Genomic DNA, 21,143 nt, shown 5'->3' on the forward strand with positions numbered 1-21,143 from the left:
AGCTACCTCGTATAACGCTCCTGCTATGACCGGGAGCCTGTGTAGAGGTACCGAGATGAAAATTTTAGTCGCTGTAAAACGCGTAATTGATTACAACGCCAAAGTGCGTGTTAAGCCAGATAACACCGATGTAGATCTGGCTAACACCAAAATGGCGATCAACCCATTCTGCGAGATCGCTGTTGAAGAAGCGATCCGCCTAAAAGAAGCAGGCACCGCTTCTGAAGTTATTGCCGTATCCATCGGCCCTAAAGCTTGCCAGGAGCAGATTCGCACAGCTCTTGCGCTAGGTGCTGACCGTGGCATCCAGATCGAGACTGAAGACAGCCCAGAATCTCTGAACGTAGCTAAGCTACTGGCTAAAGTGATTGAAGAAGAAAAACCTGAGCTGGTTATCATGGGTAAGCAGGCAATCGATTCAGATAACAACCAGACCGGGCAGATGCTCGCTGCCCTGCTGGATATGCCACAAGGTACCTTCGCTTCTGAAGTTCAGATCGCCGATGGCAAAGCTCATGTAACCCGTGAAGTAGATGGAGGTTTGCAGACCATTGCTATCAATCTACCAGCAATTGTCACAACTGACCTGCGTCTGAACGAACCTCGTTATGCTTCCCTGCCAAACATCATGAAAGCTAAACGCAAACCTCTGGATGTGAAAACACCTGCAGATCTGGGTGTAGAACTGAAACAGCATACTCTACTGGTTAAAGTGACTCCGCCTGCTGAACGCAGTGCCGGTGTGCTGGTGAACAGCGTCGATGAGCTGGTTGAAAAACTGAAAAACGAAGCAAAAGTAATTTAAGGGGTGATCTGATGGCTATTCTGGTTATTGCTGAACATGACAACAACACCCTGAAGGGTGCAACACTTAACACAATCACTGCAGCACAGCAGATGGGCGATGAGCTACACCTGCTGGTTGCGGGCTCCAACTGCCAGGCGGCAGCTGAAGCAGCAAGTAAAGTAAACGGCATCAGCAAAGTGATTACTGCTGATAATACCGCTTACGAACACCAACTGGCAGAAAACTTTGCAAAGCTGGTTACAGAATTAGGTAAGGACTACAGCCATATCGTTGCGCCTGCGACGACGACTGGCAAAAACTTTATGCCACGTGTCGCTGCTCTACTGGATGTAGCACAGATCTCAGATATCACAGCGGTTGAGTCTGCAGACAGCTTCCAGCGTCCTATCTATGCGGGTAACGCAATCGCAACTGTACAGTCTCTTGACCCAATCAAAGTGATCACTGTACGTAGCACTGGATTTGATGCAGCAGGTGAAAGTAATTCAGCAGAGATCACCTCAATCGATTCTGCACATGATGCAGGTATCTCTGCTTTTGTTTCTGAAGAGATGGCTCAATCTGATCGCCCTGAACTGACTGCTGCAAAAGTGGTTATCTCCGGTGGCCGCGGTATGGGTAACGGTGAAAACTTTGCTCTGCTGGAACAGGTTGCAGACAAACTGGGTGCAGCTGTAGGTGCATCGCGTGCAGCTGTTGACGCAGGCTTTGTGCCAAACGATATGCAGGTCGGCCAGACCGGTAAGATCGTTGCACCAGAACTTTACATCGCCGTAGGCATCTCGGGTGCTATTCAGCATCTGGCTGGTATGAAAGATTCAAAAGTAATTGTCGCAATTAACAAAGATGAAGAAGCACCTATTTTTTCCGTCGCAGACTATGGCTTAGTTGCTGACCTGTTCGACGTGATGCCCGAGCTGCAACAGAAATTGTAGCTCCTTGGTGGGGCTGGCCCTATTGGTAAGCACTCTTGTTGAACACTCTTATTTAACAACAGTATTGCTGAGCCCGCCCCACTCTTTTTCATCTTTTAACGAATTCAGAGATTTAGCTTATGACAACCTACACTGCCCCACTACAGGATTCAGCATTTGTACTGGATCAACTGGTTGGCCTGGATCAGCTTTGCGAAAAGCTACAGCTGGATGAAGTGAACAGCGAACTGGCTAACGTAATTATCGAAGAAGCCGGCAAGCTGGCGAGTGATGTTTTAGCACCCCTAAATGCTGTGGGCGACGAGAAACACCCTACAGTTGCCGATGGGAAAGTTCAGGAAAGCCAGGGCTTTGCTGATGCTTACCAGCAATATGTAGAGAACGGCTGGGCGACACTAACCGGCCCCGAAGAGTTCGGCGGCCAGGCACTACCCAATGTACTAGGCACCGCAGTAAATGAACTGTGGCACTCTGCCAATATGTCCTTTGCCCTCTGCCCGATGCTAAGTCAGGGTGCTGTAGAAGCCCTAATTGCACACGGTAGTGATGAGCTGAAACAACAGTATCTGCCACAGCTAATCAGTGGTGAGTGGACCGGCACCATGAACCTGACCGAACCTAATGCGGGTTCTGATCTGGCAGCAGTTGCAGCGAAAGCAATTCCTGATGGCGATCACTACAAAATCACCGGACAGAAGATCTTTATCACCTGGGGTGATCATCAGATGACGGAAAACATCGTACATCTGGTACTGGCTCGTCTACCGGATGCACCCGCAGGCGTAAAAGGGATCACCCTGTTTATCGTGCCTAAGTTCCTGCTTGATGAACAAGGTCAGCCTGGTGAACTGAATGATGTCAGCTGTGTTTCTCTGGAACACAAAATGGGTATTCACGGCAGCCCAACCTGTGTCATGAGCTTTGGCGACAACGGCGGCGCAATCGGTTATCTGGTTGGTGAAGCCAACAAAGGCCTCAGCTATATGTTCACTATGATGAACCACGCGCGTCAGTCTGTAGGTCTGCAGGGTTTATCGATTTCAGAACGGGCTTACCAGCAGGCGCTGCAGTACAGTCAGGAACGTTTCCAGGGTTCCAATCCAGATGGTAGCAAGATTGCAATCATCAACTACCCGGATGTGCGCCGTATGCTGATGGCGATGAAAAGCGGTAATGAAGCGATGCGTGCTCTGGCACTGACTGCTGCTGCCGACATCGACCGTGCTCATCATGGTGATAGTGAAAGCCAGAAACGAGTGGAGCTGCTCACTCCTATCGTTAAAGGCTGGATGACTGAACTGGCACAGGAGCTGACATCACTGAATATTCAGGTTCACGGCGGGATGGGCTTTATAGAAGAAACAGGTGCCGCACAGCACTACCGCGATGCGCGCATCCTTCCGATCTATGAAGGCACTACCGGTATTCAGGCACTGGATCTGATCGGTCGTAAAACTCTGTTTGATAAAGGTGCGGCTCTACAACAGCTACAAGCTGATATTCAGGAAACAACGAAGTTACTGAGTTGCTCTGATAACGAGCAAGTACAGAAGCTAGGCCAAAAGCTAGAAGCCGCTCTGCAAAGCAGTAGCAAAGCCAGCAGCTGGATTCTGGAAAACGCTGCCAGCGATAAGCAGCTGATGGGTAATGTCTGCTTCGACAACCTGATGATGATGGGTTATCTAACCGGCGGTTGGCTGATGGCGCAAAGTGCACTGCGTGCAGCTGAGTTGGTCAATCAGGACAACACTTACGGTGAAAGCTTCCTTCAGGGCAAAATCGGTACCGCTCTGTTCTACAGCGAGCTCTATCTGCCACGTATCACGCAACATGCAGAAACCATCTGTAACGGTTTAACCAGTACCTTCGCTCTGGATATTGAGCAGCTGTAAGGAGGTTGTGATGGAACATGAAGTAATGGAGTTTGACGTACTGATCGTTGGTGCTGGCCCTGCCGGGCTTGCCAGCGCCTGTCGTCTGAAACAACTCAACCCAGATCTAAACGTCTGTGTGGTAGAAAAAGGCTCCGAAGTGGGGGCGCATATTCTATCCGGTGCTGTGATCGATCCAAAAGCGTTGCATGAACTCTTTCCGGACTGGAAAGAGATGGGTGCTCCGCTGACGACTGCGGCAGAAAAAGATGAGATCGTTCTGCTCAAAGATAAACAGTCCTCGGTCACCATCCCTAACTGGATGGCACCGAAAACCATGCACAACCACGGCAACTATATTGCCAGCCTGGGTAATCTAGCACGCTGGTTGGCAGAACAGGCTGAGAACATGGGTGTGGAGATCTTCCCCGGCTTTACCGCTGCGGAGATCATCTATGACAGCAACGGCCGTGTAAAAGGTGTGATGACGGGTGATATGGGGATCGGCACAGACAATATGCCGAAAGATTCATATATGCCGGGTATGGCACTAGAAGCCAAGTTCACTATTTTTGCTGAAGGTTGCCGTGGTCACTTAGGTAAAGAACTGATTAACCAGTTTAATCTGGATTCAAATCGTGATCCTCAGCACTACGGTATCGGTCTGAAAGAACTATGGGATATCGATCCTGACAAACACCAACCGGGACTTGTGATTCACGGTTCCGGATGGCCTCTGGAAGGCGATACCAGCGGGGGTTTCTTCCTTTACCATGCAGAGAACAATCAGGTAGCGGTAGGTCTGATCATCGATCTGAACTACAGCAACCCGTGGATTAGCCCGTTTGAGGAGTTCCAACAGCTGAAACACCACCCTGTTTTGGCTCAGTACCTCGAAGGCGGCACCCGTGCGTCCTACGGTGCACGTGCTATCGCAAAAGGCGGCTTTAACTCACTGCCTAAGATGGATTTCCCAGGTGGTCTGCTGATCGGTTGTGATGCGGGCACCTTGAACTTCTCCCGTATCAAAGGCACTCATACCGCAATGAAGTCGGGCATGTTGGCTGCAGAAGCTGTGTTTGATGCGCTACAAAACGGAAAAACTGAAGCGGATAGTTTTGAACAACAGTTCAAAGAGAGCTGGTTGTATAACGAACTGTTCAGCTCCCGCAACTTCGGCCCTGCCCTGCATAAGTTTGGTCGCTGGATTGGTGGCGCATTTAACACTATTGATCAGAACCTGTTTGGCGGAAAAATACCGGTTACTCTGCATGACCGACTGGAAGACCACGCCAAACTACAGGAAGCTGCTGAGAGCAAAACCATCTTCTACCCGAAACCAGATGGCAAACTATCTTTCGACAAACTCTCTTCGGTTTACCTCTCCAATACTAACCATGAAGAGGATCAACCTTGTCACCTGCAGCTGAGTAAAGAGGAACTACCACTTACGGTAAATATCCCTCTTTACGAAGAGCCCGCACAGCGCTACTGCCCTGCCGGTGTTTATGAAGTCATTGAGGATGAAAGCGGAAAACGTTTACAGATCAACGGCCAGAACTGCCTGCACTGTAAAACCTGCGATATCAAAGACCCTTGTCAGAATATCCAGTGGGTTCCACCCGAAGGTGGCGGAGGGCCAAACTATCCGAACATGTAGTACTCACTGTTTCTCTAGCATTCCCGTCTCAGCTTGATGGACGGTCCCTTGGTATACCGATTGGTATCACCACTCCAGAGCAACCAGTTTTAATGCTGAGGCCGGTTGCTCAATTTTAGGCTCGGTGCCTATTTTTGCCCTCCTTTTGGAGGGCTTTTTTGTGGGGTAATGTATAGCTCCACATCAGTAAGAAGGCACCGAAGACTAACTAAAGAACCTTGCTAAATTCACCGATGGTAAGCTCCAATTCTTGCTTGATCCGCGACCCATTTATTAGGTGAACCACCCTTCCACCCTCTAGGTTTACCTAAGTGAACTACATCTTGTGCCCGGTAATGCAACCAACCATCAAAAAACCAACTTGCGATGTCTTCACGCAACTGATTTAAAAGCTTTTGATCTATGCGATATAAAGAAAGAGTGTTAACCGATTCTTGATGTCGGTACATAGCAATGGCGTAGCCTGTAAACCTTTTACTTAAACCTAAATCAGAAATCGTCTTATCAATTTGCTTAACCGTAAATTGTTCTTGTGGCGAGTATCGTTTATTTAATGCCACCCCTAGCACAACCACATAATCCTTAATCGCACGATTCCTTCTGATATTGGTAATAAATTCAATCATTTGTATTCAATACTTCAATCAATCTGAGTTCAGTTTCAGCAAGTTCCGGTCATCACTCTGGCTTAAGATCATCGTAATCGTTGTCCCTATGATTATTCCAAGCGATAAATCCAAATAGAGAAAGAGGCAGCCAAGCTAGAGCGTTTATAACTTTCATTTCATTAACCTCCCTGCCTACTCGATAAAATAATTCATCCCAGAAATCTTGGCCCTTACCCTCGTAAATCTTTATATACTTTTCACCTTCGCCTTTATTTACCGCCCACAGGTAGTCGTATTTGTATCCGAAGTCATGGATTAAGCCCTGTATCAGAAGCAGGCCAGTTGGCGATAAAACTGCCCATAGAATTCTTGGGATTGAGGCGCCGTCAAACACAAAGCCTTTTGGGATAATAATTCTTGTATCTGGGTCTAATTGATATTCCCAGTTCTCAGCTACTTCCCAGGTTCTCACCTCGGTTATCCAAGCCTTTAACCGGCCAAAGGCTGACTTTCCCCTGGTTTTTATGGGAAGTGGTTTAAGTATCGGCATATCCATAATGTCACCTACTTTTTTGATCTATGCCTGCTCAGAGCAACAGCACTGCTAATCCATATTTTTAACCAACTAATTCAGAACCAATTTTCGCCAAATACTCTATCTCGGTATTTCCATGGAGGTGTATCTTTCAATTGATCTTCGGTGTAGACCTTGAGCAGTTCATCACCGAATGTGGAGGCTCCGTTTTCTAATCCGTTTTCATACTGAAAGTGCCACCACTCAGCGCCTAACCAAGTTCCACCATTAAAGAATGAGCGGCGTGATTTGATGCGTTCAAAGCCCTGTTCTTGAAATAAGTTAGTTAGATCGATGAATTTGCCCGTAACTGTTCTGCCATTTTTACGGGAACCATAAGTCACAGCGTTAAGTTCCATCTGCTCTCCACCTTCAGCACGAGCATAAACTCGCCAGTAACGTCCGCCATCAGCAACAATGACATAAGGGTCATTTCGGGTATTCTGCATGCCACTGCCAACAAACAGGTCAAGTGCTCTGCCTGTGTAATGAAAAGAGGTAGCACTGCGGGATGCACTCACATTGGCAGTCAAAGAGCGTCTCGCTCCGGAGCTTGTGATCAAGCCTCCTGCTTCAATAACTCTTTCCCTAACCTTGAGATAGGCCTCAGCAACATCGTCTCTTAAGAAAAATCGGTTATAGCCATCGCGAAATTTATCCGCTGGCACTCTTTCCCATGACTGAAGAACAGATGGAGTAGAAGGCAAAGTTTGTTCATCCGTATGAACTTCCAGTGCAGCTCTTAATGCTTGCCACGTATTTGGGCCAACAATGCCGTCCGCATATAGACTGTGGTCTTCCTGAAAACGGATAACAGCTAACTCTGTTTTATCTCCGAAAATTCCGTCTATAGCCCCAGGTTTGAGACCTAAATCAGCAAGAATTTCCTGAACGGATTTAACCTTTTCGCCCTTGCTTCCATTCTTTAAATACATATCTATTCCTTAGATTCAGTTGAGGCATTTTGCAGTTAGCTAATCAGATTGTTTCAATCTGCTTTGAACTAAAAATTAAATAGCGCAAAGCATTAACTGTAAAAACGACAGCAGAGTTCACCGCAAACAGATAGAGCTATAGATGAAGTTACTTGAAAGGAAGGAGAGCAAAAAAATAAGAAGTTGTCCTTTCCATGACAAAAACCATGCGAAACGCATGTACGACATCCATCTGTCTATTTAGTGTTGAGTATCAGCCAAGGGGCAAAGAGAAAGCAACTAATAATTTTGGTATGCCGAGGTCTAAACAAAGCAGAGCCTAGGAGCCCAGCTCCAACTCTTCACGCAATTTGTTACGAATATCCATCAACATAGTCCCGAAGGCATTAGTACCACGAGTATCACGACCACAGCCCCAGAAATAATCGTACTGACTTACTTCGGTGATATGCAGATCGCCAGTGTTCATTAGCATTTCGGCGATTTCGGGATAGGTTCGGCATTTGATGTAGGTGCCGCGGGTCATAAAGGTGACTTTCACTTTATCCCAGTCTTTGCGCTTTTTGTGCCATCGGCTTTTGCCCAGCTTAGCGGCTTCATCCGGATTGGCGGCCTGACGGATCTTTTCTACGTACTTAGGATCGCCGAATTTCATAGCCTGGTAATAGTGCTCAACTGAAGGCCATTCATAGCCATCCAGTTCAAAGACATGTTTCGAGTATGAGGCTAACGGATTGTTAGAATCATTCCGTCTTAGGGTTAACAGCTTTTTCTCATTGAGATTTGAGAACATAAGGCTTTTCCAAAAAATACGATGAGTTGGAGAAGAATGCTCTATCAGGGAGGTTTATGCCTACCCGATATCAGATAGGCATAAATATAATAGAAATTGCTTAAGAACGCTTGCTTGAAGTCTTACGTACGAAGTAAATCAGTGCACCAGCACCAGATACCAACAGGTGATTAGGTTCTGTCATAAAGTGAATGATACCTTCCAGTCCTTTCGCCCATTTCAGGTTGGGGAATACGAACTGACAATCACCGCAAATTTTGGGTGCATCCTGATCTAACCCCAATTTTACTGATAGGTACAACACATTGTCACAGACGTTTTCAGTTATAATCGCTGTAATTGTTAAGTGGCAGAGCTAAAGAATGAACCGTAAGAAAAAGATTAAGCAGATTCAATCCAAGCGACTAAAAAAAGCAAAAGCTAAATTGGCACCTAAAACCAATAAACCACGCTACGTATCGAAAGCTGATAGAGAACAACTTGAAGAAAGCTCTGAAGCTTCATCAGAGGTTTAATCCCATAAGTTAAAGCTCCCCTTAAAACCATGCCAACGTCAACGACGAAAACTCTCCCTACTTTTGCACATCATCTCTTTTGACACGAAGCCCACAACTGAAACTGGCACACATAGGTACGTACTGACAATACAGGTGCTATAGATATAAACAGTGTTCTGAGGCTAGAGAAATCAAGAGGGTTAATGACAGGAGCATTGGCAAAATCAATCTCCTTTTTGGAGAAATTTAAAATTGCCGGTAAAACCCCTGAGGTAGATCTTTATACTTGATGGCCCCTAGTTGAGCTTAGCACCAATAAAGAGAGAATTATGATCTATTCCCAGTTTGTCGATTACTTCAACTTCCTAGCTTCATTGATTAGCCAGCCGCCGAAAAAGATAAACGGTAAAGACCATGCATATTTTAACTGCCCGTAATCGACCCTAACACCATACTTATGATGATATGCAGTACCATCGAAGAAAAAAGCCACTCCAAATAGAAGTAAAGTCCCTCCGACTAAAAATAACAAAAACTGCTCTACAACTCGGTTTGGTTTCATAAATTTTATAAAATGCGCCTTAAGTCCAATTTCACATAATGGTGATTCTTCAACGTTTATGAAAAAAATATGGGCCTTGGGGTGAAGTGTGTTGGTTATATCTAGGCATATTTCAGGTGACGCAGTTAAAAAATAGTTCTATCTGTTTGCTTACCATTTTTTGTAACTGCACTAAATCTTACGACTAATTATCGAGTCCATACTAATCCTTTCAATAAGGTTCCCGCACTTTGATAGGCATGTATGGAGGATAGGTTTAGGATTCTCTATTTTTTTCTGTCATGGCCCCCTTCTCGGCGGATATGGGTTTCATACTCTAAAACTAAAGCTGAATGCCTATTGAGTTTACCCATAACCTTTTGAGTTCAAAGTAACAAATCGCTCATCTACCTTTCTTAAATTACCCGTCAAAGGATGGCTTTTGCCTTGCGGGCGCACCTGCCTTTGCAGGGGCAGGCGCGGTGTAACTGAAACCAACTAATCACCTATCAAAATCTAGACTTAATATTACAATTCATCAGCCTTAGTCTGCTGTAGGTGAGCACAAAAAATTAAGAACGTTTAACCGCAGCCTTACGCACCACATAAATCAATACAGCGGCAACAACTCCTGATACCAACAGGTGATCAGGTTCTGTCATAAAGTGAATGATGCCGCTCATTACACTCGCCTGTTCTGAGCCATCGTGAGCCATTGCAGGTAGAGCAGTTAAAGTCGCTGCTGTTACAGCCAGTTTAGTGATTACTTTTTTCATTCTAATGTCCTCGTAAAATTCTTATATAAACGGCTTAAACTACAGCTTTAGCTGGTGGCAGCTCTTTCGCTTCCAGCATACCTTCCGTGATGATGAACTGGATAATATCATCCAAACCTTTAGCCTGCTTCAAATTGGCGAAAACAAATGGACGATCACCACGCATCTTTCTTGCATCCTGATCCATTACAGCCAGTGACGCACCTACCAGCGGAGCCAGATCGATTTTATTAATAATAAGCAGATCTGATTTGGTAATACCCGGTCCACCTTTACGTGGAATCTTGTCACCAGCAGATACGTCAATCACGTAGATAGTCAGGTCTGATAGTTCCGGGCTGAACGTAGCACTTAGGTTGTCACCGCCACTTTCTACAAACACAACATCCAATGCACCATGACGATCAACTAGCTGATCGATAGCGGCCAGGTTCATGGAAGCATCCTCACGAATGGCTGTATGAGGGCAACCACCGGTTTCAACACCAATGATTCGGTCCGCATCCAACACTTCATGGCGAGTAAGGAATTTTGCGTCTTCCTGGGTGTAAATATCGTTAGTTACTACAGCGATATCATAATGGTGGCGCATAGCAGCACACAGAGAACGTAGAAGTGCTGTTTTACCTGATCCTACCGGACCACCTACCCCTACGCGTAGTGTTTGTTTTGGTTTAGTCATTAATATTACCTCCTGTTACTCCGCAATTAATACTTGGCTTATGAGCGGAATAAACGTGAATACTGTTGTTCGTGCAGGGCGCTGGCGATAGCTAACGCGGGTAACCCTGCTCCGATCTGATCTTCTTCTATGGTTTCAGCCACACTGATCGCTTCACTGATCACCGGCTGAAGTTCACCTAATAAAATTTGTGATTGTGTCTGTCCCAAAGGCACCAGTTTAGTAGCAGCTGCAACCTGATTTTCTAGCCATGCCCAGCTAAAGCCGAGCATTGCAGTTTCGATGTTTATTCCCCAATGGACTGCTGCAATTGCGAACAATGAAACAAAGCTGACATCTTCGGCTTTGGGACCATGCGCAAAAGGCTGCGGAACTTCCAGACTGTTGAGCAGGCGTACCAGGGCTTCGCCCATGGCGGTATCGGTTAAGCGCAGCTCTTTGGTCTCACGGCAGGCTAAGATCAGATCATTCAGTCTCATGATCTCAGCATTATCCTCCGCTTGGGCTGCTTGCATTAACAGCCTTAACAGCGGCAGATCTACTTGGGCCACTGAGTGTAAAAGTTGCATCTCCAGCCAATCGTAGACCTGATCCTGTTTACGCAACCAGCCGCAATCGATGGCGTATTCCAGACCTTGTGAGAAGGAATAGCCACCTACCGGCAGGCTGACACTACTTAGTTGTAACAGCCGAATCAGGCTACTATCAGTGGTGGTGATGTCCATGACTGTAAGCTCCAGATTCAGGGACAAAAACCGCTTCTTCGTGACTGACCACTAGGCCCAACTGCACCAGCATCTCTTCCAGAACATGATCCGGTTTGATGCGTAACCAACGCTCACCTACTTCAATTTTGGTATGACGGTTACCCAGGTGGTAACAAGCGCGGGCGAAGGTATGCCAATCATCACAGGAAGCATGGGCAACCTCCTCTTCTGCGCCTTCCACTTTCACATAGCGACCACAGGTGGTCTTAAGATATTCACCCACCAACAGTGGCTTACCACGGTCGAGAAATACCCGAACCTCTTCACCATTTTCGCTGGTCAGGCGTAAACGACCACGATCACGCTGTTCGTGATTCAGTACTACTACACTGTCGACCTGTTCGTGACAGTGGGTACCCAGACGCTCATATACTTCCAACATAAAGTTTCCTTAATCCCCTTACCTTATTAAAACAAGGTATAAAGCTGAGCTAATGGCAGCTCTTCCGCCGGTTCACAGGTTAGTAATTCGCCGTCCGCACGCACCTCGTAGGTTTGAGGGTCCACGGTAATATCCGGCATCCAGTCATTCAGAATCATGTCGGACTTTGTGATGTTACGAGTGTTTTTACAGGCCACTAAACGGCGCTTCAGACCCAGTTCTTCACCAACGTTGTTATCCAGCGCGGCCTGACTGACAAAGGTCACCGATGTTTTCGCAGGAGCACCGCCGAAAGAACCAAACATTGGGCGATAGTGCACCGGCTGTGGTGTTGGGATCGAAGCATTAGGATCACCCATGGGTGCTGCTGCAATCATGCCGCCTTTGATAATCATTGAAGGCTTAACGCCAAAGAAGGCCGGTTTCCACAACACCAGATCCGCCAGTTTGCCCTCTTCGATCGATCCGATCTCGTGGGAGACTCCATGGGTAATCGCCGGGTTGATGGTGTACTTAGCGATATAACGTTTAGCGCGGAAGTTATCAGCACCAAGATCTTTATCTTCATCCAACAAACCAAACTGGTTTTTCATCTTATGAGCGGTCTGCCAGGTACGTGTTACCACCTCACCCACACGCCCCATCGCCTGAGAATCAGACGAGATCATGCTGAAGGCTCCGCGGTCATGGAAGATATCTTCTGCTGCGATAGTTTCCTTACGGATACGAGAATCTGCAAAGGCTACATCTTCAGGGATATTGCTATCCAGATGGTGACAAACCATCAACATATCCAGGTGCTCATCCACAGTGTTGTGCGTATATGGACGGGTTGGGTTAGTCGAAGATGGCATCACATTGGGATATGCACAGGCACGGATAATATCCGGCGCATGGCCACCGCCCGCCCCTTCGGTATGGTAGGTATGGATTACACGGTTTTTAAAGGCACCGATGGTGTCATCAACAAAACCGGATTCGTTCAGGGTGTCGGTATGGATCGCCACCTGGACATCATATTTTTCGGCAACACTCAGACAGTTGTCGATAGCAGCTGGTGTTGTACCCCAGTCTTCATGCAGCTTCAGGCCACAGGCACCAGCATTGATCTGTTCTTCCAAAGCATCCGGCAGACTGGCATTACCTTTACCCAAAAAGCCCAGGTTCATCGGCATATCATCAGTCGCCTGTAGCATCTTACCCATATACCAAGGCCCCGGTGTACAAGTGGTAGCGTTAGTCCCCGTTGCGGGGCCGGTACCACCACCAATCATAGTAGTGACACCCGACATCAGTGCTTCTTCGATCTGCTGCGGACAGATAAAGTGGATATGGGCATCGATACCACCTGCGGTGAGGATAGAACCTTCACCGGCGATAACTTCGGTACCGGGGCCAATTACAATATCTACATTATCCTGCACATCCGGGTTACCGGCTTTACCGATCTTAGCGATGCGGCCCTCTTTAACACCGACATCAGCTTTAACTATGCCCCAGTAATCTAAAATCAGGGCATTGGTGATAACCAGATCCATAGCGATTTCGTTGGTGCACTGGCTTTGACCCATGCCATCACGAATGACTTTACCACCGCCGAATTTCACCTCATCACCGTAAATGGTGTGATCTTTCTCTACCTGAATCCAGAGCTCTGTATCACCCAAGCGCACACGGTCACCTGTTGTTGGGCCAAACATCTGCGCATAACTAGTACGGTCCATTTGAGCCATCACACACCTCCATCTTCAGAAACCGGTCCCATGACATCGCCACGGAAACCATAGATAGTTTTGCTACCGGCATACTCCACCAGCTCTACTTCTCGCCCCTGACCCGGCTCAAAACGAACCGCTGTACCGGATGCGATATTGAGGCGGTAACCTTTAGTCGCTTCGCGATCAAAGTTGAGCGCAGGATTTACCTCGTAAAAGTGATAGTGGGAGCCGACCTGAACCGGACGATCACCGCTGTTCTCTACACGCAAACGCTGGGTTTTACGGCCAACGTTAAGTTCGATACTGCCTTCGGCAGCCTGAATCTCTCCTGGAATCATCTTCACTACCTCAGCTAATTGGATTGTGAACGGTGACCAATTTGGTGCCATCCGGAAACGTAGCTTCAACCTGAACTTCGTGGATCAGCTCGGGAACACCATCCATTACCTGATCCGCAGTCAGCAAGTTTTTGCCATAACTCATAAGCTCAGCCACGGTTTTACCATCACGAGCACCTTCGATAATCTCCATGGTGATATAGGCCATGGCTTCGGGATAATTCAGTTTCAGGCCACGGTTAAGACGCCGCTCGGCCAAAAGTGCTGCAGTAAACACCAGCAGCTTGTCTTTTTCTCTTGGTAACAGTTCCATCGCTTTCTCTCTTAGGTGGCCCAGATTCTTGGTTCACAGCCTTCACGTTCGATCAGCTGTGGCCGGATATGCTTCCAGCATTGGGTAAACAGTAAACGCGCCTGTTCTGAGCAGTTGCCCAGATACCGCACTTGTAAGAATTCATCATTAAGGCTGACGGCAGCGAGCGCCTGACTCTCATTGCAGATCTCACGTAGATGGTCGATCAGTTCGTCTATAACAGCTCCATCAAAAAACGGCCCAGCAATCATCAATGCGTTAACAGAGTTACCTGCCAACCCAGCTTTGTTTGCCATCAATGAATTGGCTTTGGGATTAAGATTTAACCGCTCGCGCAGTTTGATGCGCCCTTCTCTACTTAGCTGCATTTGCTGGCTAACTTCACCACTATCAAAAGCTTCACCGCTGGCAGGCAAACCAAAACAGGTGATCTCCCAGGCAATCACAGATGCACCCTCAGCCAGTTGGATATCCATGCTTAGATCGGTACTGGCATCAGGGAAGATAATATTCTCTAACGGCAACCACTCTAGGGTGGAGTTAGCTTCAACGTTCAGCTGAATATGCTGTTTCTGCAGTCGACGATCCGGGCGGGCGCGGTAAACCCGGCCCGCTCCAGGTGTGGTAATCAGTGCCTGAGCATTTTCTTCGGTGGTAACGCTGATACGCAGATCATCACCAGACACCATACCGCCCGGAGGATGTAACAGGTAAAGATGCGCCAACTCCCGACCTTCTGGATAGAAAGGCTTTTGCACATACAGCGGACCTTTATGGCTGCAGCGGCGCAGCACCGTACCGCGATCAGTTTTCACCAAACCCAAATCCAACTGCGCATGCCAGGTGCTGTTGGTGTCGACTGAAGAGTCGAATGCCGGTTTTTCTGTGATCGGAGAAGTTAATGAGTTCATGAACAACCCTAAACTGCCAAGTATTGTTTGATCAGGTCTTCACTAAGATTAGCCATCTTATCGCTAGCTACCACTCGACCTTTCTCCATCAGGCGAAATTCTTTACCGACACGACGGGCAAAACCTAATTTCTGTTCCACCAGAATAACCGTGAGGCCCTCTTCCTCATTCAGTTTGAGGATGACATCACCGATTTGCTGCACGATATTCGGCTGGATACCTTCATTCGGCTCATCAAGGATCAATACCTTGGGTTCAATCACTAACGCACGTCCGATTGCCAACTGCTGTTGCTGGCCACCGGATAGGTCCCCCCCACGCCGGTGTAGCATCTCTTTTAATACTGGGAACAGTTCAAAGATCTTTTCAGGAACCTCTTTGGCTTTATCTTTACGGATCGGCAGACCGATACGCAGGTTCTCTTCAACCGTTAACATCGGAAAGATATCGCGCCCCTGAGGTACATAACCTATACCTGCAGGTGCACGAAACTCCGCCGGTTTGTTTTGTAAGGGTTTGCCATCAAGAAGAATTTCACCACTCTCAACCGGCAGTAAACCCATCAAACATTTCAGCAGTGTGGTTTTACCAACACCGTTACGACCCATAATGCAGGTGCAGGAACCCGGTTTAATATCCAGATCCAGATCCCAAAGAATCTGGGTGCCACCATAACGTTGATTAACTTTTGAGATCTCAATCATGGTGCTTCCCCCAGATAAACTTCGATCACATCAGGGTTGTTCTGCACCTGATCCATAGTGCCCTCGGCTAACACAGTGCCTTGGTGTAAAACTGTCACGGTACGGGCGATGCTGCGTACAAACTCCATATCGTGCTCCACCACAATCACCGTGTGGTCACCGGCTAATGAGGTCAGCAGTTCTGCAGTGCGCTCTGTTTCCTGCGCGGTCATACCTGCAACAGGCTCATCTACCAGCAGTAAACGAGGCTCGGCCATCAGTAACATGCCAATCTCCAGCCACTGTTTCTGACCATGAGAGAGAGCTCCCGCCTGCATAAAGCGCTGCTCGGTCAGACCAATGATCTTTAATACTTCATCAATACGGTCGATCTCGCTTGGGCTTAAACGAGCCATTAGCGTCGAGATCACGCTTTTTTGTTGCTTAAGGGACAGCTCCAGATTGTCGAAAACACTATGCGCCTCAAACACGGTAGGTTTCTGGAACTTACGGCCAATACCTAAGTTGGCGATATCCGCTTCATCGTGCTGTAGAAGATTGAGTGTCTGACCGAAATAAACCGAACCACTATCAGGTGTAGTTTTACCGGTAATCACATCCATCAACGTAGTTTTACCAGCGCCGTTAGCACCGATTAGGCAGCGTAGTTCGCCATCGTTTACGTAGAGATTCAGATCATTCAAGGCTTTAAAGCCGTCAAAACTAAGGTTAAGGCCTTCAACATAGAGGATGACATCATGGGAGGCATCTACCTCTTTTTGTTCTTCCTGCAGGAAGGACCAAACACGGTCACGGCGCATAACCTCACGTACATCATTTAATGTGCTCATGCGCTCGCCTCCCCAGTTTTCTCCTGCTCTTTACTATCCTCAGGCATATCTTTCTTGCCCGTAATTTTGTTGAACAGCCCAACCAAACCTTGTGGTAGGAACAGAGTTACCAGTACAAATAGTGCACCCAGTGCAAACAACCAACCTTCCGGCATGATCGCGGTGAACTTGGTTTTCGCGTAGTTGACCAACAGAGCACCCACGATGGCACCAATCAAAGTGCCTCGACCACCTACAGCCACCCAGATCACGATCTCAATTGAGTTAAGCGGCGAGAACTCACCCGGATTGATAATGCCCACCTGCGGCACATACAACGCACCGGCAATACCTGCGATCATCGCTGAATAAACGAACAGCCAAACCTTATAGCGCTCAGTACGGTAACCCATAAAACGTGCACGGCTTTCACCATCACGAATCGCCACAATCACCTTACCCATGCGGGATTTCAGGATCTTATGACTGATAATAAAGGTCAGGCCAAGGAGAAAGGCTGTTGTAGCAAACAACGCCACACGGGTTTTATCCGACTGCAGATCAAAACCCAGGATATCTTTAAAGTCAGTCAGACCGTTGTTGCCACCAAAGCCCATTTCGTTACGGAAGAAGGCCAGTAGCAGTGCGTAAGTCAGTGCCTGAGTCATGATCGATAGATACACACCGGTTACTCGGGAACGGAATGCCAGCCAGCCGAAAACAAAGGCTAAAAGACCAGGAACTAACAGCACCATCAACATGGCAAACCAGAACTGATCCATGCCGTACCAGAACCAAGGCAGTTCGGTCCAGTTTAGGAACACCATAAAGTCTGGCAGTTCAGGGTTACCATAAACGCCACGATCACCGATCTGACGCATCAGATACATACCCATCGCGTAACCCCCCAGCGCAAAGAAAGCACCGTGGCCAAGACTGAGAATACCGCAATAACCCCAGATAACATCTACAGCCAGCGCAAGCATGGCGTAGCACAGGTACTTACCTAGCAGAGTGATGGTGTAGGTGCTAACGTAGAAGATGGAATCTTCCGGCATCAACAGATTTCCTAAAGAAGCCAGTGCAGTCAGGATAACCAGCACCGCCACAAATGGCGCTACTTTGCTGTCGCCATGTAAACGGGTAAAACGCATCAATTGGTTCATTCTGCTGCCCTCCCTTTCTGCGGGAATAGGCCCTTAGGTTTTTTCTGAATAAACAGGATGATAAATACCAGTACCAAAATACTTGCCAGTACTGCACCGGTGACCGGCTCTAGGAATTTGTTGGCCACACCCAGTGAGAATGCCGCTACTAACGTGCCCCAGAGGTTTCCTACACCACCAAACACAACCACCATGAAGGAGTCGATGATATAAGACTGACCCAGGTTCGGGCCTACGTTAGTCAGTTGACTAAGCGCTACACCCGCAATACCCGCAATACCGGAACCCAAACCGAAGGTCATGGCATCAACCCAATCGGTACGAATACCCATCGCCTTGGCCATGCTCCGGTTCTGTGAAACCGCGCGTACATTAAGGCCCAGAGATGTCTTACGCAGGATCAACAGCAACATCGCAAATACGATCAGCGCAAATATCAGGATATAAAGACGGTTGTAGGTCAGGCTCAGTACCGGGTTGATCTCTAAAGAGCCGCTCATCCATAGTGGAGATTCAACCTGACGGTTTAGTGGAGAGAACACAGTACGTACTAATTGCTGCAGAATCAGGCTGATACCAAATGTCGCCAGTAGGGTTTCCAAAGGACGACCATGTAGGAAACGAATCACACCACGCTCAATTAGGACTCCCATCAAACCGGAAACCAGAAACGCGGCTGGAACAGCAACAATCAGCGAGTACTCAATATGATTCGGCATCAACAGCTGGACCACGTATGTGGTGTAAGCACCCAGCATGATCATCTCGCCGTGAGCCATGTTAATGACTCCCATCACACCAAAGGTAATAGCCAAACCGATAGCCGCAAGAAGCAATACAGATCCCAAACTCAGACCGAAAAATAGCTGGTCGACGAAGTCATAAAACTCGATACGTTCGTTGATCTTTTTCAGGGATTTGCTCGCAGCGGCTTTAACTTTGTCATCACTATCATTTTCAGAGATAGCCGCCAGTGCATTACGTGCTTCGTTCTCTAAGCTGCCACTCAGCACCTTAACTGCGCCTAGGCGAATCGAAGCATCCTGGCTTTTGCTGTTATTCAGAGCAAATGCCAGATCCATGATGCTTTGTACATCTGCATCGGTTTCGCTACTACGCAAAGGTTTAAGCATAGCGATAGTTTCGTCATTCAGATCACCCAACAATGCCTTCACTGCTGAAAGGCGTTTTTCAGGGTCTGGATTCTGAATCTGCAGGCGTGCAATAGCCTGACGCAGGAATACACGTAGTTTGTTATTTACGCGTATCTTTTTAATCTGTTTTTTTGTCATTGTGCCCAACGCTTCACCACTGAACACCTCTGTAACTACAAATTCACCACTGTTTTTTTCAGCGGCAACAATCTTTTTACTGGATTTGATGTAGTACAACCCGCCTTTAAGCATGGTCTGAAACAGTGGTAGTAGCTCTGCACCACCCTGCTCTTCCAACTGCTCAAGTACCGGAAGGGTTTTAGAAAGCTTGACCGTCACCAACTGCTGCATCAGCGCTTGGGTTTCAGGGTCTGCGATTGTCTGCTCTTGGGCCTGTACGGAGACAGAAAACACAGCAAAGTAGCACAACAATATGGCTAACAGGTGTCTCACGTAATCTCTCCTTTAGTGATGGCAAAAACCTGTTAGTTTTTATTGTCGGAACTGCGCATCAGGAATGGGGAGGCTCCGAGAAAAAATCAACGGAGCCGGATTAAGGGGAGCCTGCGGCAAAGAGAACGATCAACATTTGCCGCAAACCCCGTAGCTCTTTTAAGAACGACTAACAGGATTAGTAGTTCTGGCCAGAACAAGCCTTAGTTTTGGTGTTGTAGTTGCCGCACTTAACTGGAGTGGTCCAGTCAGCGATCAGGTCTTTAGAACCTGGTAGGAAGTCAGACCAAGCATCACCAGGGACAACACTTTCTGTTTCCCATACAACTTCAAACTGACCGTCATCCTGAATTTCACCGATCAGTACCGGCTTGCTCAGGTGGTGGTTTTTGTTCATTACAGCCATACCACCGGTCAGGTTTGGAGCTTTCTGACCGATCATTGCCTGCTCTACAGCGTCTACCTCAGTAGTACCTGCCTGCTTAACAGCATTAGCCCACATATTGAAGCCGATGTACGTTGCTTCCATTGGGTCGTTAGTTACACGCTCTTTGCTAGTGAATGCTTTCCACTGCTCGATGAATGCATCGTTAGCTTCGTTATCAACACTCTGGAAGTAGTTCCACGCAGCCAAGTGACCAACAAGCGGTTTAGTATCGATACCAGATAGTTCTTCTTCACCTACAGAGAACGCCACCACTGGAATATCCTCAGAAGAGATACCCTGGTTACCCAGTTCTTTATAGAAAGGAACGTTCGCATCGCCGTTGATAGTGGATACAACAGCTGTTTTCTTACCTGCGCTACCGAACTTCTTCACATCAGAAACGATAGACTGCCAGTCAGAATGACCGAACGGCGTGTAGTTGATCATGATATCTTCTGCAGCTACACCTTTATCTTTCAGATAAGCTTCCAGAATCTTGTTAGTCGTACGTGGGTAAACGTAGTCAGTACCTGCCAGAACCCAACGCTCAACACCCAGTTCATTCATCAGGTAGTCAACCGCAGGAATAGCCTGCTGGTTTGGCGCAGCGCCTGTGTAGAAAACGTTTTTAGAAGACTCTTCACCTTCATACTGAACCGGATAGAACATCAAACCGTTCAGCTCTTCGATAACAGGTAGAACTGATTTACGAGAAACGGAAGTCCAGCAGCCGAAAATAACGTCTACTTTTTCTTTAGTCAGTAGTTCACGGGTTTTCTCCGCAAACAGTGGCCAGTTTGATGCCGGATCAACTACAACAGGCTCTAGCTGCTTACCCAGCAGACCACCCTTTTTGTTCTGCTCTTCGATCATCATCAGAACAGTGTCTTTTAAGGTCGTCTCAGAGATCGCCATAGTTCCTGACAGCGAGTGCAATACACCAACTTTGATAGTGTCAGCCGCCATTGCGCTGAAGCTTACTACTGATGCACCCATTGAAAGTGCAACACCTACTGCCAACGATTTAAGTTTCATTTCCTGCCCTTCCCTTCATTTTGTTAGTCGTGTTGCAGAAGATCTGTAGCTATTCGCCAAAAAATTCCGCATTGCAGTAAGGCTATAAAATAGAAGGAAGAAGAGGTATTCGGTGATTGACGCAGCCGTATACGTCATTTGACGTATCTAGCCCGGATATTTAATGAAGAGATCGGAATTTCTGGGAAATATGGCTAAGCAATTGTTTTTATCTTTTACAGGGCCTTGGTGGTTCCAAGGCTCAAGAAAGATGATAAAAAGTGCAACGCCAGATTTTTAAGAAAAC

Annotated in this window: 23 protein-coding genes; 5 read left to right on the forward strand and 18 right to left on the reverse strand. The window is 47.4% G+C overall.

Annotated elements, in window-relative coordinates; translation table 11 throughout:
* The first annotated feature begins 55 nt into the window (after positions 1 to 55).
* The 4 genes from GY843_RS04100 (at position 56) to GY843_RS04115 (ending at position 5,274) form a co-directional block, all read left to right on the forward strand.
* A complete protein-coding gene (locus GY843_RS04100; RefSeq protein WP_297306854.1) occupies positions 56 to 805 on the forward strand; it encodes an electron transfer flavoprotein subunit beta/FixA family protein in 750 nt (249 codons plus the stop codon).
* Between the two features lie 11 nt (positions 806 to 816).
* Entirely contained in the window at positions 817 to 1,743 is a 927-nt protein-coding gene (locus GY843_RS04105) for an FAD-binding protein (RefSeq protein WP_297306811.1), read from the forward strand.
* A 119-nt stretch (positions 1,744 to 1,862) separates the two neighbouring features.
* Positions 1,863 to 3,635: an acyl-CoA dehydrogenase gene (locus GY843_RS04110; protein ID WP_297306813.1), complete on the forward strand. Its 1,773-nt coding sequence runs from the start codon at positions 1,863 to 1,865 to the stop codon at positions 3,633 to 3,635.
* Positions 3,636 to 3,645: 10 nt separating this feature from the next.
* Positions 3,646 to 5,274 carry an electron transfer flavoprotein-ubiquinone oxidoreductase gene (locus GY843_RS04115; RefSeq protein ID WP_297306815.1) on the forward strand — a complete coding sequence of 543 codons (1,629 nt, stop codon included), beginning with the start codon at positions 3,646 to 3,648 and terminating at the stop codon, positions 5,272 to 5,274.
* Positions 5,275 to 5,501: 227 nt separating this feature from the next.
* Here the strand turns inward: GY843_RS04115 and GY843_RS04120 are convergent, their stop codons facing one another.
* The 5 genes from GY843_RS04120 to GY843_RS04140 all read right to left on the reverse strand — a co-directional run bounded on the left by GY843_RS04120 (position 5,502) and on the right by GY843_RS04140 (position 8,488).
* On the reverse strand, positions 5,502 to 5,900 hold the full coding sequence (locus GY843_RS04120; RefSeq protein WP_297306817.1) for a DUF6559 family protein: 399 nt from the start codon (positions 5,898 to 5,900) through the stop codon (positions 5,502 to 5,504).
* A 52-nt stretch (positions 5,901 to 5,952) separates the two neighbouring features.
* Positions 5,953 to 6,438: a DUF1353 domain-containing protein gene (locus GY843_RS04125; protein WP_297306819.1), complete on the reverse strand. Its 486-nt coding sequence runs from the start codon at positions 6,436 to 6,438 to the stop codon at positions 5,953 to 5,955.
* A gap of 74 nt (positions 6,439 to 6,512) precedes the next feature.
* Entirely contained in the window at positions 6,513 to 7,391 is an 879-nt protein-coding gene (locus GY843_RS04130; protein WP_297306821.1) for a peptidoglycan-binding domain-containing protein, read from the reverse strand.
* Positions 7,392 to 7,710: 319 nt separating this feature from the next.
* On the reverse strand, positions 7,711 to 8,184 hold the full coding sequence (locus tag GY843_RS04135; protein WP_297306823.1) for an NADAR family protein: 474 nt from the start codon (positions 8,182 to 8,184) through the stop codon (positions 7,711 to 7,713).
* Positions 8,185 to 8,284: 100 nt separating this feature from the next.
* A complete protein-coding gene (locus tag GY843_RS04140; RefSeq protein WP_297306825.1) occupies positions 8,285 to 8,488 on the reverse strand; it encodes a hypothetical protein in 204 nt (67 codons plus the stop codon).
* Positions 8,489 to 8,546: 58 nt separating this feature from the next.
* Between GY843_RS04140 and GY843_RS04145 the strand changes: the two genes are divergently transcribed.
* Entirely contained in the window at positions 8,547 to 8,699 is a 153-nt protein-coding gene (locus GY843_RS04145) for a DUF2986 domain-containing protein (RefSeq protein WP_297306827.1), read from the forward strand.
* 1,095 nt (positions 8,700 to 9,794) lie between these two features.
* On the opposite strand, the gene GY843_RS04150 is transcribed toward GY843_RS04145, so the two are convergent.
* From GY843_RS04150 to urtA, 13 genes are all read right to left on the reverse strand, one after another.
* Positions 9,795 to 9,998 (reverse strand): HupE/UreJ family protein, encoded by a 204-nt coding sequence (locus tag GY843_RS04150; RefSeq protein WP_297306830.1) that lies wholly within the window; start codon positions 9,996 to 9,998, stop codon positions 9,795 to 9,797.
* Positions 9,999 to 10,032: 34 nt separating this feature from the next.
* The gene (gene ureG, locus GY843_RS04155; protein ID WP_297306832.1) at positions 10,033 to 10,680 is read right to left on the reverse strand and encodes an urease accessory protein UreG; all 648 of its coding nucleotides are present in this window, start codon (positions 10,678 to 10,680) and stop codon (positions 10,033 to 10,035) included.
* Positions 10,681 to 10,718: 38 nt separating this feature from the next.
* Positions 10,719 to 11,405, reverse strand: a complete 687-nt coding sequence (locus GY843_RS04160) for an urease accessory protein UreF (RefSeq protein WP_297306856.1) — start codon at positions 11,403 to 11,405, stop codon at positions 10,719 to 10,721.
* A complete protein-coding gene (gene ureE, locus GY843_RS04165; protein ID WP_297306834.1) occupies positions 11,386 to 11,829 on the reverse strand; it encodes an urease accessory protein UreE in 444 nt (147 codons plus the stop codon). The genes GY843_RS04160 and ureE overlap by 20 nt, the downstream gene beginning before the upstream one ends.
* 26 nt (positions 11,830 to 11,855) lie before the next feature.
* Positions 11,856 to 13,562 (reverse strand): urease subunit alpha, encoded by a 1,707-nt coding sequence (ureC, locus tag GY843_RS04170; RefSeq protein WP_297306837.1) that lies wholly within the window; start codon positions 13,560 to 13,562, stop codon positions 11,856 to 11,858.
* Entirely contained in the window at positions 13,562 to 13,885 is a 324-nt protein-coding gene (locus GY843_RS04175; protein WP_297306839.1) for an urease subunit beta, read from the reverse strand. Before GY843_RS04175 ends, ureC begins: the two co-directional genes overlap by 1 nt.
* Positions 13,886 to 13,895: 10 nt before the next feature.
* Positions 13,896 to 14,198, reverse strand: coding sequence for an urease subunit gamma (locus GY843_RS04180; RefSeq protein WP_297306841.1), 303 nt, complete (start codon positions 14,196 to 14,198; stop codon positions 13,896 to 13,898).
* A gap of 11 nt (positions 14,199 to 14,209) precedes the next feature.
* Positions 14,210 to 15,109: an urease accessory protein UreD gene (locus GY843_RS04185; protein ID WP_297306843.1), complete on the reverse strand. Its 900-nt coding sequence runs from the start codon at positions 15,107 to 15,109 to the stop codon at positions 14,210 to 14,212.
* A gap of 8 nt (positions 15,110 to 15,117) precedes the next feature.
* Entirely contained in the window at positions 15,118 to 15,813 is a 696-nt protein-coding gene (gene urtE / locus GY843_RS04190) for an urea ABC transporter ATP-binding subunit UrtE (RefSeq protein ID WP_297306846.1), read from the reverse strand.
* Positions 15,810 to 16,643 carry an urea ABC transporter ATP-binding protein UrtD gene (gene urtD / locus GY843_RS04195; protein ID WP_297306848.1) on the reverse strand — a complete coding sequence of 278 codons (834 nt, stop codon included), beginning with the start codon at positions 16,641 to 16,643 and terminating at the stop codon, positions 15,810 to 15,812. The genes urtE and urtD overlap by 4 nt, the downstream gene beginning before the upstream one ends.
* Complete coding sequence (urtC, locus tag GY843_RS04200) at positions 16,640 to 17,788, reverse strand: urea ABC transporter permease subunit UrtC (RefSeq protein ID WP_297306850.1); 1,149 nt, start codon at positions 17,786 to 17,788, stop codon at positions 16,640 to 16,642. Before urtC ends, urtD begins: the two co-directional genes overlap by 4 nt.
* Positions 17,785 to 19,293 (reverse strand): urea ABC transporter permease subunit UrtB, encoded by a 1,509-nt coding sequence (gene urtB / locus GY843_RS04205; protein ID WP_297306858.1) that lies wholly within the window; start codon positions 19,291 to 19,293, stop codon positions 17,785 to 17,787. Before urtB ends, urtC begins: the two co-directional genes overlap by 4 nt.
* 280 nt (positions 19,294 to 19,573) lie before the next feature.
* On the reverse strand, positions 19,574 to 20,857 hold the full coding sequence (gene urtA / locus GY843_RS04210; RefSeq protein WP_297306852.1) for an urea ABC transporter substrate-binding protein: 1,284 nt from the start codon (positions 20,855 to 20,857) through the stop codon (positions 19,574 to 19,576).
* Positions 20,858 to 21,143: the final 286 nt, after the last annotated feature.

Origin of the sequence: Neptuniibacter sp. (assembly GCF_024231755.1) — a bacterium.
Classification (GTDB): domain Bacteria; phylum Pseudomonadota; class Gammaproteobacteria; order Pseudomonadales; family Balneatricaceae; genus Neptuniibacter.